At 54.8% G+C, this 13,860-nt stretch carries 12 protein-coding genes and 1 pseudogene; 11 read left to right on the top strand and 2 right to left on the bottom strand.

Going from position 1 to position 13,860, the window contains the following annotated elements; translation table 11 throughout:
• Position 1: 1 nt before the first annotated feature.
• The 11 genes and pseudogenes from ADN01_RS01085 (at position 2) to ADN01_RS01040 (ending at position 12,232) form a co-directional block, all read left to right on the top strand.
• Complete coding sequence (locus tag ADN01_RS01085) at positions 2-1,585, top strand: sugar ABC transporter ATP-binding protein (RefSeq protein ID WP_062419433.1); 1,584 nt, start codon at positions 2-4, stop codon at positions 1,583-1,585.
• A gap of 4 nt (positions 1,586-1,589) precedes the next feature.
• Positions 1,590-2,654, top strand: a complete 1,065-nt coding sequence (locus ADN01_RS01080) for an ABC transporter permease (protein ID WP_062419434.1) — start codon at positions 1,590-1,592, stop codon at positions 2,652-2,654.
• 128 nt (positions 2,655-2,782) lie between these two features.
• Positions 2,783-3,664 (top strand): annotated as a pseudogene (locus ADN01_RS20280) (substrate-binding domain-containing protein); the annotation flags it as partial.
• Positions 3,665-3,715: 51 nt separating this feature from the next.
• Positions 3,716-4,696, top strand: coding sequence for a D-ribose ABC transporter substrate-binding protein (locus ADN01_RS20275; protein ID WP_082142933.1), 981 nt, complete (start codon positions 3,716-3,718; stop codon positions 4,694-4,696).
• A 167-nt stretch (positions 4,697-4,863) separates the two neighbouring features.
• Positions 4,864-5,283, top strand: coding sequence for a D-ribose pyranase (gene rbsD / locus ADN01_RS01070; RefSeq protein WP_201778605.1), 420 nt, complete (start codon positions 4,864-4,866; stop codon positions 5,281-5,283).
• A 50-nt stretch (positions 5,284-5,333) separates the two neighbouring features.
• Positions 5,334-6,737 (top strand): L-fucose/L-arabinose isomerase family protein, encoded by a 1,404-nt coding sequence (locus ADN01_RS01065; protein WP_062419435.1) that lies wholly within the window; start codon positions 5,334-5,336, stop codon positions 6,735-6,737.
• A gap of 241 nt (positions 6,738-6,978) precedes the next feature.
• Positions 6,979-8,331, top strand: coding sequence for an MATE family efflux transporter (locus tag ADN01_RS01060; RefSeq protein WP_062419436.1), 1,353 nt, complete (start codon positions 6,979-6,981; stop codon positions 8,329-8,331).
• 29 nt (positions 8,332-8,360) lie between these two features.
• Positions 8,361-9,482 carry an aminotransferase class I/II-fold pyridoxal phosphate-dependent enzyme gene (locus ADN01_RS01055; RefSeq protein ID WP_062419437.1) on the top strand — a complete coding sequence of 374 codons (1,122 nt, stop codon included), beginning with the start codon at positions 8,361-8,363 and terminating at the stop codon, positions 9,480-9,482.
• 225 nt (positions 9,483-9,707) lie between these two features.
• Positions 9,708-10,193 (top strand): nucleotidyltransferase domain-containing protein, encoded by a 486-nt coding sequence (locus ADN01_RS01050; protein ID WP_062419438.1) that lies wholly within the window; start codon positions 9,708-9,710, stop codon positions 10,191-10,193.
• A gap of 30 nt (positions 10,194-10,223) precedes the next feature.
• Entirely contained in the window at positions 10,224-10,946 is a 723-nt protein-coding gene (locus tag ADN01_RS01045) for a hypothetical protein (protein WP_062419439.1), read from the top strand.
• 149 nt (positions 10,947-11,095) lie between these two features.
• The gene (locus ADN01_RS01040; RefSeq protein WP_161542436.1) at positions 11,096-12,232 is read left to right on the top strand and encodes an alpha/beta hydrolase family protein; all 1,137 of its coding nucleotides are present in this window, start codon (positions 11,096-11,098) and stop codon (positions 12,230-12,232) included.
• A 147-nt stretch (positions 12,233-12,379) separates the two neighbouring features.
• Here ADN01_RS01040 and ADN01_RS01035 read toward each other — a convergent pair whose 3' ends face one another.
• Together ADN01_RS01035 and ADN01_RS01030 are read right to left on the bottom strand one after the other, a co-directional pair.
• Positions 12,380-12,682 carry an RHS repeat-associated core domain-containing protein gene (locus ADN01_RS01035; protein ID WP_082142932.1) on the bottom strand — a complete coding sequence of 101 codons (303 nt, stop codon included), beginning with the start codon at positions 12,680-12,682 and terminating at the stop codon, positions 12,380-12,382.
• Entirely contained in the window at positions 12,675-13,829 is a 1,155-nt protein-coding gene (locus ADN01_RS01030; RefSeq protein ID WP_062419442.1) for an ATP-binding protein, read from the bottom strand. The genes ADN01_RS01035 and ADN01_RS01030 overlap by 8 nt, the downstream gene beginning before the upstream one ends.
• Positions 13,830-13,860 lie beyond the last annotated feature (31 nt).

Genomic DNA, 13,860 nt, shown 5'->3' with positions numbered 1-13,860 from the left:
AATGCTCGAGCACTCACCATCTCTGGAAGTTGAATCGGTCGACGCACCCGAAGAAATTGTGCTGAGCGCTGAGAATATCACCAAGATATTCCCGGGGACGGTGGCGCTGGACGACGTTTCCTTCAAAGTGCGCAAAGGGAAAGTCAATGTTTTGATTGGGGAAAACGGGGCTGGCAAATCCACCCTGATGAAGATTTTAGCCGGTGTGGAACGGCCCACCAGCGGGAAAATTTTGCTCGACGAGCAGGAAATTCATTTGCATTCCCCCTTGGATGCGACTCGATTAGGGATTGGCATCATCTACCAGGAATTGAACCTGTGCGCCAATTTGAGCGTAACAGATAACATTTATCTGGCCCGTGAACTGATTAACAAAGGGCTGATCAACCAAAAATCGGAAAAACAACACGCCCAGGAATTAATCCAACGGCTTGAGCAAAACATTGACCCCAGTGAACTCGTTGGTGATTTGCGCATTGGCCAGCAGCAAATTGTGGAAATTGCCAAAGCTTTGGCCCAGGAAGTGCGCATTCTGATTATGGATGAGCCTACCTCAGCCTTAAGCGCAGCCGAAGTGGAAGTCTTGTTTCGAGTTATTCGTGAATTGAAATCGCGGGGGGTGGCGATCATTTACATCTCGCACAAACTCGAAGAGCTGCTGCAAATTGGCGATTACATCACTGTCTTGCGGGATGGGCGCAAAGTGGCTGAAGCTGAAGCCAGCAAAATCAACGTTTCCTGGCTCATTGAAAAAATGGTGGGGCGCAATCCGGCGGCTTTGTTCACACGAGCCGAGCGCAAATTAGGCGAAGTGCTGCTCAAAGTTGAAGACCTGACTCTTCCGCGCGCTGGGGGAGGATATGTGCTGGATCATGTGTCTTTTGAACTGCGCGAAGGCGAAATTTTGGGCTTTTATGGGTTGATGGGCGCTGGACGCTCCGATTTGGTGGACTGCCTGGCAGGTGCACGCCCAATGGCAACGGGAAAATTATGGCTGAACGGTGAGCCGGTCAATTCAAAAACCGTTTCAGAGCGCATTCAGAACGGGTTTGTGCTCATCCCAGAAGACCGCCAGCGCTATGGTTTGGTACAAACGCTTTCGGTTATAGACAACATGCTCCTGGCCAGTTTGAAAAATTACATTAAAGGGATCTTCCTGGCCCGCAAACAAGAAAAAGAGGCCTCTCAACGCCAGGTAAAAGAATTGTCCATTCGTGTGGCCAGCGTACAGCAGCCGATCACATCCTTGAGCGGCGGCAATCAGCAGAAAGTGGTGGTGGCCAAAGGCCTGCTGACTCATCCCAAGGTACTGCTGCTGGACGAACCCACCCGCGGGATCGATGTGGGCGCGAAATCGGAAATCTTTGAAATTATGAGCCGTCTGGCAGCCCAAAAATACGGGGTCATTTTCGTGTCGTCTGAGTTAAAAGAAATCCTCGCGATGTCCGACCGCATCCTGGTAATGTCTAAGGGAGCGATTACAGGTGAATTCTCTCATCAAGAGGCCACAGAAGAAAAATTGGTCAACGCGTCAGCAATCGGCCACGGCCCATCTTACAAAGCCAGCCAGCAGGGAGCAGGATAACAAAATGGAAGCTACTCACAGTAAAAAATCACGCAGCATTACAAAAACGGATGTGCAGCAGTTCCTGCTGCGGGGCAGGGCATTCATTGCGCTGATTCTCGTCCTGGTGGTCTTCACGGTGCTTTCTCCGCAGTTTTTAAGCGGCGACAACATTGTGATCATGTCGAAGCATGTAGCGATTAACGCACTGTTGGCCATCGGAATGACGTTTATCATTCTGACGGGTGGAATTGATCTGTCAGTCGGCTCCATTGTCGGCATGACCGCCATGATCGCCGGTGGGTTGATTAACGAAGGTCTGCGAATTCCGCAATTGGGTATCATCATCTACCCACATACCTGGACCATCATTCTGATCTCGCTGATTGTGGGCACGCTGATGGGCGCAGCCACCGGTTTGATCATCACTCGCTTCAATGTGGCGCCCTTTATTGCCACCCTGGGGACGATGTATGTGGCGCGCGGGATCGCCGGGCTTCGAAATAATGGGTACACCTTCCCCAACCTGGTGGGCCGGCCGGAATACGGAAACACCGGTTTTGAACTTTTAGGCTCAGGTAATTTCTTGGGCATCAATTATTCCATCTGGATGATGATCATTTTCGCCGCGGTGGCCTATATTGTGACCACACGCTTGCCGTTTGGCCGGCATGTGTATTCCATTGGCGGAAACGAACGGGCTGCCGAATTATCCGGCGTGCGCATCAACCGCACCAAGGTCATCGTCTACAGCATCAGCGGTTTCTGCTCAGCAATGGTTGGGTTGATCATTGCGTCGCAATTGGTGGCAGCGCACCCGGCTACCGGAGAAGCGTTTGAAATGAATGCCATCGCTGCGGTCGTTTTAGGGGGCACCTCCCTGGCCGGGGGGCGCGGCAGCATTGGCGGCTCCTTGATCGGCGCTTTTGTGATCGGTGTTTTGGGGGACGGCCTGGTGATGATGGGAGTTTCATCTTTCTGGCAAAAGGTGATCAAAGGTGCGGTGATTGTTTTAGCGGTAATTATTGACCAGGTTCAAGCGCGGATGCAGGAACGAATTGCCCTTCAAAAACAGCAAGAACTGAAATGATGATCTGAATTTTGCCAGTCAGGGTCTCTTTGAAAGGAGTGTCTATCGAAAAGCATGCTTGTGGTTCAAAAATCGTACCGCTGTTGGTCCCATATTTCTAACTCTCACACCTATTTGAGGAGAAGTCCATGTCACACAAAAAGCTAGTTGTTATCCTGAGTCTGCTCGCGATTTTTGGGATGATGTTGAGCGCCTGCCAGCCAGCCGCCACCGCGACCCCCCAGGCCGCTGCGCCTGCTGAACCGGCCAGCTCCGCCAAGAAGCTGATCTGCATCATCGTGCCACCTGTGGAAAACCCGTTCTTTGGCACCCAGCAGGAAATTGCCGCCAAGAAAGCGGAAGAACTGGGTTACGAAGCCCTCAAGCTCGTCCATGATGACGATGCCAACAAGCAGATGGAACTGATCGAAACCTGCATCGGCAAGGGTGCGGCGGCCATCATCCTCGATAACGCTGGCGCAGATGCCACCGTGGCCGCTGTGCAGAAGGCCAAAGATGCGGGCATCCCCACCTTCTTGATTGACCGTGAGATCACCAAAGAAGGCGTTGCGGTGGCCCAGATCGTGTCCAACAACTACCAGGGCGCCACCATTCTGGCCGAGTACTTTGCTGAACTGATGGGCGAGAAGGGCGAGTACATCGAACTGACCGGCAAGGACACCGACACCAACGCGCATGTTCGCTCCCAGGGCTACCACGACGTGCTTGATCAGATTTCTGGGATGAAGATGGTTGCCCAGCAGACCGCCAACTGGAGCCAGACCGAAGGCTACAGCGTGATGGAAAGCCTGCTCCAGGCTCACCCTGAGGTCAAGGGCGTCATCTGCGGGAACGATACCATGGCGCTGGGCGCGCAGGCCGCTTTGCTGGCCGCGGGCCGCAAGGATGTGATCGTGGTGGGCTTCGACGGTTCTGACGACGTCAACGAGTCCATCCTGAAGGGTGAAATTGACGCTGGCGCGCTCCAACCGGTGGCTGAACTGGCTACCCAGGCCGTAGTCCAGGCGGATGCTTACATCAAGACCGGCAGCACCGGCAAACCCGAAAAGCAGTCCATTGACATGGTTCTGCTGACCCCGGAAAACGCCTGCCAGTACACGGGCTTTGCCCCCAATGGGAAAACGGAAGCCTGCAAGCCCGCTGCTCCTGCGGCTGAGGCTGGCAAGAAGTTGATGTGCATCATCGTGCCGCCCGTGGAAAACCCATTCTTTGGCACCCAACAGGAAATCGCCGCCAAGAAAGCGGAAGAACTGGGTTACGAAGCCCTCAAGCTCGTCCATGATGACGATGCCAACAAACAGATGGAACTGATCGAAACCTGCATCGGCAAGGGTGCGGCGGCCATCATCCTCGATAACGCTGGCGCAGATGCCACCGTGGCCGCTGTGCAGAAGGCCAAAGATGCGGGCATCCCCACCTTCTTGATTGACCGTGAGATCACCAAAGAAGGCGTTGCGGTGGCCCAGATCGTGTCCAACAACTACCAGGGCGCCACCATTCTGGCCGAGTACTTTGCTGAACTGATGGGCGAGAAGGGCGAGTACATCGAACTGACCGGCAAGGACACCGACACCAACGCGCATGTTCGCTCCCAGGGCTACCACGACGTGCTTGATCAGATTTCTGGGATGAAGATGGTTGCCCAGCAGACCGCCAACTGGAGCCAGACCGAAGGCTACAGCGTGATGGAAAGCCTGCTCCAGGCTCACCCTGAGGTCAAGGGCGTCATCTGCGGGAACGATACCATGGCGCTGGGCGCGCAGGCCGCTTTGCTGGCCGCGGGCCGCAAGGATGTGATCGTGGTGGGCTTCGACGGTTCTGACGACGTCAACGAGTCCATCCTGAAGGGTGAAATTGACGCTGGCGCGCTCCAACCGGTGGCTGAACTGGCTACCCAGGCTGTGATCCAGGCGGATCTGTTCATTCGCACCGGCAGCACTGGCAAACCCGAAAAGCAAACCATTGACATGGTTCTGCTGACCCCGGAAAACGCCTGCCAGTACACGGGCTTTGCCCCCAATGGGAAAACCAGCTGCCCCTAATACCGAAACTTCTATTCACCCTATGATCTTCTAGGGAAATACAGCAAGGGGGGTGGCGAGCGGCTTTCACGCCGCCCGTCACCCCCGAGAGGCACCTGCTTCATGGAACCAGATTCGCAGCCAGGCCCATGAAGTGTAAGGTGCTCCGCAATTATAAATCTTTCTATATGGAAAGCGAAATTATGAAAAAAATCGGGATCATTAATGCACCCATCTCGTCCGTGATTGCTCATCTGGAGCATTCGGACATGCTGACGGTTGCGGACGCGGGGCTGCCGGTGCCTTCCTCCACGCAGCGCATTGATCTGACGCTGAAACCGGGCGTTCCTGGCTTTTTAGAGACCCTGGAAGTGGTTTTGTCCGAGATGTTTGTGGAAAAAGCCTATGTTTCCGAAGATATTTTGACCAAAAGCCCGCATATCTATGCCGGGATTCAGAAATTACTGGGGGATGTGCCTATTGAAACGCTGCCCCATGCAGAGTTTAAGGCACGCACCGGTTTAACGAAAGCCATCATCCGCACCGCTGAATTTACACCCTTTGCGAATGTCATTCTTGTGGCTGGCGCCTGGGGTTTCAAATTATAGAATTTTAGAAACACATCAAGATCCGCTGTCCAGCACTTGAGGAGAAGAATATGAAAACCACTCTGGGCGTAATTTTTGGTAACCGCGACTTTTTTCCTGATCACCTCGTCAGCGAAGCGCGCAAGGATATCCAGGCCCTGTTTCAAGAAATGAGCATTGAAGGCGTTATGCTGGGCGAAGACGAAACCAAGCTGGGTTCCGTGGAAACCTACGCCCACTCGAAGGCTTGTGCAGATCTGTTTAGAGCAAACCGCGAACGGATCGAGGGCATCCTGGTTGTGCTGCCAAATTTCGGAGATGAAAAGGGCGTTGCCGATACCATCAAACTCTCCGGGTTAAACGTCCCCATCTTGGTGCAGGCTTACCCGGATGACCTGGGCGCCTTTAACGTGGAGCGCCGTCGAGATGCTTTCTGCGGAAAAATCTCCGTGTGCAATAACTTGCGCCAGTACGGTTATGCCTTTAGCCTTACCAGCCTGCACACCAGCCGGCCTAACTCAGAGTCCTTTAAACAGGATTTGAAAAAGTTTGTGAGTATTTGCAAGGTGGTGAATGGGCTGCGTTCGGTGCGTTTGGGCGCCATTGGTGCCCGGCCGGGGTCTTTCCAAACCGTGCGGTACAGCGAAAAAATCTTGCAGGCCAGCGGAATCACGGTCACCACCATTGATCTTTCCGAAATTCTGGGCGACGCTGCCCGCCTGAAAGACGACTCGCCGCGCGTCAAAGCAAAATTGGAAACCATCCAATCCTATGCCAAACACAGCACCGTTCCAAGCCCCGCCATGCTGCGCATGGCAAAATTGGGGTTGGTGATTGACGATTGGATGCAGGCCAATGATCTTCAGGCCACCGCCCTGCAGTGTTGGACTTCGATGCAAAAGAACTACGGCGTCAATGCCTGCACCTTGATGAGCATGATGAGCAACCAGCTGCTGCCGTCGGCCTGCGAAGTAGACATCACCGGCGTGGTCTCAATGTATGCGCTGCAGCTGGCCTCGGGCTCTCCGGCGGCGTTGGTGGATTGGAACAACAACTATGCCGATGATCCCGACCGCTGCGTTTTCTTCCACTGCGGGAACTGGGCCAAATCTTTTGTTCCAGATCTTGAGATCAAGACCGCCCCAATCCTGGGCACGACTCTGGGTGAAGAAAACACCTTTGGGGCCATGTCTGGGCGGGCTGCTGCCGGAAATATGACGTATGCACGGGTCAGCACCGACGACAGCTATGGGATGGTTCGGGCGTATACCGGCCAAGGGGAGATCACCGACGACCCATTGGATACTTTTGGGCATCGTGCCGTCATCCACACACCCGATTTACAAAAGCTCCTGGCCTATCTGTGCCAAAACGGTTTTGAGCATCATGTAGCCATGACCATGGGCCATGTTTCGGACGCGTTAGATGAGGCCTTTACCACCTATATGGGCTGGGAAAATTACAAACATTCCTAAAACAGCTGACGGGCAGGCAGCGTTTTGAGACGGCGGAGCTTCTGGATGTGCAGTTTCCAGGAGTTCTGCCTTTTAATGGATTCAAGCAGGTGTATCGATGCGATTCCTGTCCATCAAACGAGCATCCGGCTGCGCCAGGTGCACCTCCGCGCCGGGTGAAGCCCATCCGAGTGGTATAATCAACCCGTTCTGCCCCCTCCCGCGCACAACCTCGGGAATCCCATTTTATTGAGAAGATAGCATGTTTCAAGATCGCGAATACTTTAACAGTTTGCGCAAAATCGCCGTGCCCATCATCATCCAGCAGTTCGTCTGGTCTGCCCTCAACCTGCTGGATGTGGTCATGATCGGTCAACTGGGCGACGCCTCGGTGGCGGGTGTGGGGTTGGCCAACCAGGTTTTCTTCCTTTTAACCTTCCTGCTCTTTGGAACCAGCTCCGGCGCAGCCGTCTTCACCGCCCAATACTGGGGCAAAGGCGATGTCACCTCCATCCGCAAAGTCCTCGGCCTGAGCCTGGGGGTCAGCTTTGTGGGCAGCCTGCTCTTCACCGTGGTGGCCGTGGCCATCCCCAACACCGTGTTGAGCATCTACTCGCGCGACCCCGAAGTCATCGCCATCGGCGGACGCTATTTGCGCATCGTGGCCATCAGCTACATCCCCACCGCCGTGACCTTTGCCTACGGCTCCGTCCTGCGCAGCATCGGCAACACCCGCCTGCCCATGATCACCACCGTCATCGCTCTGGTGATCAAAACTGCCATCAGCTACGTGCTCATCTTTGGCCATTTCGGCGCCCCGGTGATGGGGGTCGAAGGCGCGGCCATCGGCACAGCCGTGGCCCGCGTGCTGCAAATCTTTATCCTCATCATCCCCATCTACACCCAAAAACTGCCCATCGCCGCCAAACTGAAAGAGATGGGCGGCTTCAGCCCCGAATTTGTCAAAGCCTATATCAAGGTCGGCCTGCCCGTGATGGTGCAGGAGGTGCTCTGGTCGCTGGGCATGAGCACCTATAACCTGGTGTATGCCCACATCGGCACCCAATCCATCGCCGCCGTCAACATCGCCGGGACCATCGAAAACCTGGCCTTCGTCATCTTCATCGGCATTTCCGATGCCTGCGCGGTGATCATCGGCAACCAGATTGGGGCCAACAACGAGGCCAACGCCAAACGCTACGCCCGCTACAGCCTGACCCTGGTCACCCTGGGCGGCTTCCTCGTCGGCGTGCTCATCTGGCTGTCCTCCGGCCTGATCCTGGAGCTGTACGAGATCTCCCCCGAAGCCCACGATTTCGCCATTAAAGTGCTCACGGTGATGGCCTTCACCCTGTGGGTCAAGGTTTCCAATATGACCATCATCGTCGGCATCCTGCGCAGCGGCGGCGACACCCGCTACGCCCTCATCTTAGAAATGCTCACTATCTGGCTGGTGGGCGTGCCGCTGGCCCTGCTCGGCGCCTTTGTCTTCCACCTGCCGGTGTATTGGGTGGTCTTGATGGTGGCGGCTGAGGAATTGTGCAAATACATCATCGGTCTGCAGCGTTTTGCCACCGGCCGCTGGGTGAACAACCTGGTGCAGCACGCCGCCTGAGACGCTTCTCACCCCCAAGGAGACAGCCCATGCGCATCCCGCCTTTTAAACTGGAACGCTTTTTTGCCCTGTACGAGTTCAAGGTGGAAATCCTGCTCAGCTCATCAGATTGCGAAAGCCTGTCCATGTCGGAACTGATCGGCATGGCTGCGCCCGAAACGCGCCAGATGTGGGATACGCTGCGCCTGGGCTACACCGAATCGCCCGGCCACCCGGGGCTGCGCGCCGAAATCGCCCGCCAATATGCCGGCATCCCCGCCGATAACCTGGTGGTGATGGCCCCCGAAGAAGCCATTTTTATCGCCATGCACACCCTGCTGGAGCCGGGCGATGCCGTGGTGGCGGTTGCGCCGGCCTACCAGTCTTTGCAGGAGGTGGCCCGCGCCCTGGGCTGCCCGGTGACGCTGTGGCCGCTCACGCCCACCGCCTCCGGCTGGCAGTTAGACCTGAACGCCCTGGAACGCAGCCTGAGCCCGCGCACGCGCCTGCTGGTGCTGAATTTCCCCCACAACCCCACCGGCTTCTTGCCCACCCGCGCAGAATTTGAAGCCGTTCTGGCGCTGGCCGGCCGATACGGAATCACCGTGTTTTGTGATGAGATGTACCGCCTGTTGGAACATGACCCCGCCGCCCGGCTTCCGGCAGTGTGCGAGGTGTATGAGAAAGGCGTCTCGCTGGCGGGCCTGTCCAAATCCTTCGCCCTGCCCGGCCTGCGCATCGGCTGGCTGGCCGCCCAAGACCCCGCCCTGGCCCAGCGCTGGCTGGCGTTTAAGGACTACACCACCATTTGCAGCTCGGCCCCCAGCGAAATCTTAGCCATCACCGCCCTGCAGAACAGCGGCCCCATCCTCAGCCGCAACCGCAGCATCGTGCTGCACAACACCGCCCTGGCGGAGGAATTTTGCCGCGCGTACCCCCAGCTTTTCGAATGGATCCCGCCTCAGGCCGGTTCGATCGCCTTCCCGCGCTGGTGCGGGGCCGAAGCGGTGGAAGATTTTTGCCGGACGGTGCTGGAAGACCAGGGCGTCATGATCGTGCCGGGCAGCCTGTTTGATTACCCTGGCAATCATTTTCGGGTGGGGTTGGGCCGCCAAAATTTCGCCGAAGGCTTGGCGCGCCTGCGGCAGCAGTTGACGACCCGCCCGGCCTAGGCATTTCCTCGATCCGCCCGCCGTAGGGTGCCGTCTCTTATGCACAGGTTGGGTCTGTGGTTGCGGTGCGTTCAGTTCATCTGTTTCATTACCTCTAAAACAGCTCATTTTCAACGGCCCATTTAGGAAAGTGCAATCCATCGATGCGGCATACACCCTGAATCTGAGGCGCTGGAATCATTGCATAGGGGCTGGAATTTACAAAAGGATCGTAGATCTGCTGCCATGACACAACCTATCAATTTTTCCACCGCCTTTGTCCGTTCCCTCCCAGACACCCATGCATTGCTCCAAGCCGCCCATCTGGTTATCCATCCGAATGTCGTACGTATCGTCTTGCACGGTTCGCGCGGATTAGCAGGCCGCGCTCGCCCTGATTCAGATATAGACCTGAGTCTGATTGTGGATTTGCCGGCTAACTTAGAAGTTACGCAGTTTGAGCCGTTCTTGCGCGAGGTCTTTGAAACCACCTTTAACGCCTGGCATTCTGAAGTTGAGCCTGACCTGGCTGTGATCTTTGAAACACGCCCCTGCGGCTTGCTCTGTTTTACCAGGGAGAACTGGCAAGATGGGCTTTGTTGCATCGGTGGGCTGGATTGTTTTGGCTTATATAAAGTCCAAAAAGGATTTAACGGGCTCGTCACAAATGCCGGAATTCAGGTCAAAAGGATGTATCCTTGTCTGGAAATCTGGCGGCGAGCCATCGGCTGACCTTTTCACAAATACAACAAAAGAGGTCTTATGAATCCCACAACAAACAAAATGGCTCCTTGGATCTTGTTGCTTTCCCGAACCGTGCTGTTTGCTTTGTTCCAGGTGATGATTGCCGCGGCCCTGGCGCTGTCTGGATCGGCCGCCCCCTGGCGAGCATCTGCCGGATGGTGGATGATCAGCGCCTTGCTCACCAACCTGGTTTCTATCGCCTTGCTGACCTGGTGCTTTCGGCAGGAAAAGCAGCGTTTTTTCAATTACATCCCTCCCGTGCGGAAGACTTTTTGGAAAGATCTCGGGCTTACCCTGCTCTTGATGGCAGCACTGATGCCCCTGACGGTTTTACCCAATCAATGGCTGGCGACCTGGCTGTTTGGTTCGCCTGAAACCGCCAATGCCATCCTGTTTCAACCTTTGCCGCTGTGGGCCGGGTTGGTCAGCCTGCTTTTTCCGCTCACGATTGCCTTCGCTGAATTGCCTACCTACTTTGGCTATGTCATGCCACGCCTCGAAAAGCAGCTTGGCAGCGGCTGGGCAGCCTGGGCGCTGGCTTCTTTCTTTTTAGCGCTGCAGCACACCACACTGCCGCTGGTGTTGGATTGGCGCTTCATCGTCTGGCGCTTGGGCATGTTCTTGCCGTTAGCTTTCCTGATGGGATTGAGTCTGAAGCTTCGCCCGCAAATGTTTCCTTACCTGATGGTCTGCCATGCCCTGCTGGACCTGACCACCGTCGTCATGCTCTTAGCATTGTAATATTCAAAAAAACATGAGCGTGATTATCATCACGTTTATGCTCAACCGTATGCACGACCGTCTGCCAATGGATTAATACCCCGACCAAAATGCGGCGAAGGCTGGTTTCGACCTGTTCGCGTGCGAGATGCCCAAGCATGCTTGCCTGTATGGACATTGCAGGATGGCACAGGGTAAACCGCAGCCGTTGGCATCCTCATTGGCGGCGTGAGGGCGCTGTGGAGATCGAAGGCATCATGGCTCTTTTCCCTAAACAAACCCATCCAGCCAGGCAAGTGCTCTCCAGGGCGGGCTGCGCGCTGCTGCTGGTTTTACTTGTGATGATGCCCATTCTGCTGTTCCCGCCGCACCACAAACCGGAACCGACGGGGGTTTACACAGTCACCAGTATCCGCTACACCTACACCGATGAAAGCCGCGTGGAGACTTATACCGACACGGGTGAGAAGCGCAAGATCAACGTGACCTGCTGGCATCCCGATAAGACCGCAGGTGAAATCTACCCGCTGATTATGTTTTCACACGGCGGGCTGGGACTGGAGACCAGCAACGAGTCGCTCTATCTCGAACTGGCAAGTCACGGCTATGTGGTATGTTCCATCGGACACCCATATCATGCCTTCTGGATAAAAGGCGACGATGGGCGCATCACATTTGTGAGCATGGACTACTTTCGCGAAATCCAGCAGGAAAACGCCCGGCGCGACCGTCAGCAAAGTTTTCGCTTATACCAAAAATGGATGAAAACCCGCACAGACGACATCAACTTCGCGCTGGATACCATTTTGGCCAACGCAGCCGGCGGTGCGGAAGGCGTGTATGGCTTGGTGGATGGGGAACGAATCGGCGTCATGGGACATTCACTCGGCGGCTCGGCGGCGCTGGCGATTCCGCGGCAGCGAAACGACATAGACGCCGTGATTGCGCTCGAATCACCCTTTATGGACGATATCATCGGCGTTAAAGATGGCGAATTCGTTTGGCTCGACCAGCCCTATCCCGCACCTGTCTTGAACATCTACTCAGACAGTTCCTGGGGTCATCTCGCCGAATGGCCTCAATATGCCAGAAATTTTGAATTCCTCTCGGATGCATCCGAGGATGTGATCAACCTGTATTTCCCCGGCAGGGGGCATTTCTCCCTGACTGACCTTTCGCTTACCAGCCCGATACTCACAAAAATTCTGGAAGGTGGGCAAACAACGCGCGACGCAGCGAAGTATTTGCAGGAGATAAACCAGGCTTGTCTCGAATTTTTTGACCGTTATTTAAAAATCGCTGATTGAGCGATCGAATCTCTTCAGCTCGATCGTATGGATCGGGCTTAACAGTTTCATCTGGAGTCATTTGAGAGGCCTGGGGTAACCCATCCTCGCAGTCGGAAAAATGTAGGTCATCCCTAAATAGCCCATGGCTGGTTGGATCCGTGGAATTTATGGGGTTGTAGTTTCCTTACCCAAACCAATCCAAGACAGCGGGTTGCCCACACCGGGCACCAGCGTATCCGCCTGGGTGAAACACGCCCCGGCCGGGTCAAACCACCTCGCCCCATAGTGATACAGCCCCACCTGCTCCATCTGGCTGAGCTGCCCGGTGTATTGGTACACCGTGGGCATCTCCCCGCTGCGGGAACGCACCTCCCCAAAGGCCGTGTAACGCTGCACCCCGCTGGCCGCGCCCACACGGCGAGGTGAGGCCGATGGTTGGGGAGAAAGTTCGAAATATCGATTATGCATGTGGAATACGATCGAGATCCCGCCAGCTTAATAACATGCCTGCGCTGGTTTGCATCGTTTGATCACCCCCATAGACAACATATCCTCGATATTCACTTAAAGCCGCCAATGATTCCCAATAATGAAGATGGTCAAAATAACTGGTTGACATCGTTTTCCCCGATTTAATCTCAACCGCCGTGACCCTTTCGCCGTTCACCATCAAGCAATCAATTTCTTTGCCGTGATTATCTTGCCAATAATACGGCAGGCTGTTCTCGCCGCGGTTGAAACTGCGCTTGATGAATTCATTAAGAATCAAGTTTTCAAACAGTGAACCTTTAAGATAGTGAAAGTTGATGTGTTCCGATTCTCGGATCCCAAGTAGTGCGCAAGCGACCCCGGTATCATAAAAATACAGCTTGGGTGATTTCACCAGTCTTTTATTGAAATTCCGATGATAGGGCTGCAAGCGATACAGAATGTAAGAACTTTCCAGAATCGAGATCCATGACTTGGCTGTATTTGGACTGACGCCGGCGTCAGCCGCTAAACTAGCATAGTTCAGCGGCTGCCCAATGCGTCCTGCACACAGCTGCGTGAATTGAATAAAGGCGTTCGAGTCGCCGACATTTTTGATCAAACGAACATCTCGATCCACATAGGTTTGGATGTAAGATGGATAGAACTCTGTAGGGGAAATATCGCGGTCGTAAATCCGCGGATATTGGCCTTTAAAAATCATGCTCTCATATGGATCATTCAGGGGTTCCAGCTCTTCAAATGAGAACGGAAGTAAATGCAAAACGGCGGTACGGCCTGCCAGGGTCTGGCTTATTTTTTCCATTAACAAAAAATTGGACGATCCCGTCAGAATAAATTGAATCTGGCGGTTTTCATCTACGATTCGCTGTAGGTAAGAAAACAGTTCCGGTGTATTTTGAATTTCATCCATAATAGCCCCAGAAGGGTAATTGGATAGAAATCCGCGCGGGTCCGACAGCGCAATTTGGCGGATATCAGGCTCCTCCAGAGAAACGTAGGGCAAGTTCGGAAAAACGGCACGGACCAGCGTGGTCTTTCCAGACTGGCGTGGGCCGGTGAGCGTGATGACCTGGAACTTCTGCGCCAGGGAAGTTATTTTGGACGCCATTTTCCTTTCAATCATTGAACAAGCTCCGATAAGCAATGGATCAGGC

The sequence above is a fragment of the Levilinea saccharolytica genome, assembly GCF_001306035.1.
Taxonomy (GTDB): domain Bacteria; phylum Chloroflexota; class Anaerolineae; order Anaerolineales; family Anaerolineaceae; genus Levilinea; species Levilinea saccharolytica.
The sequence above is the reverse complement of the archived record's forward strand: the minus strand, read 5'-3'. Positions and strand labels throughout refer to the sequence as shown.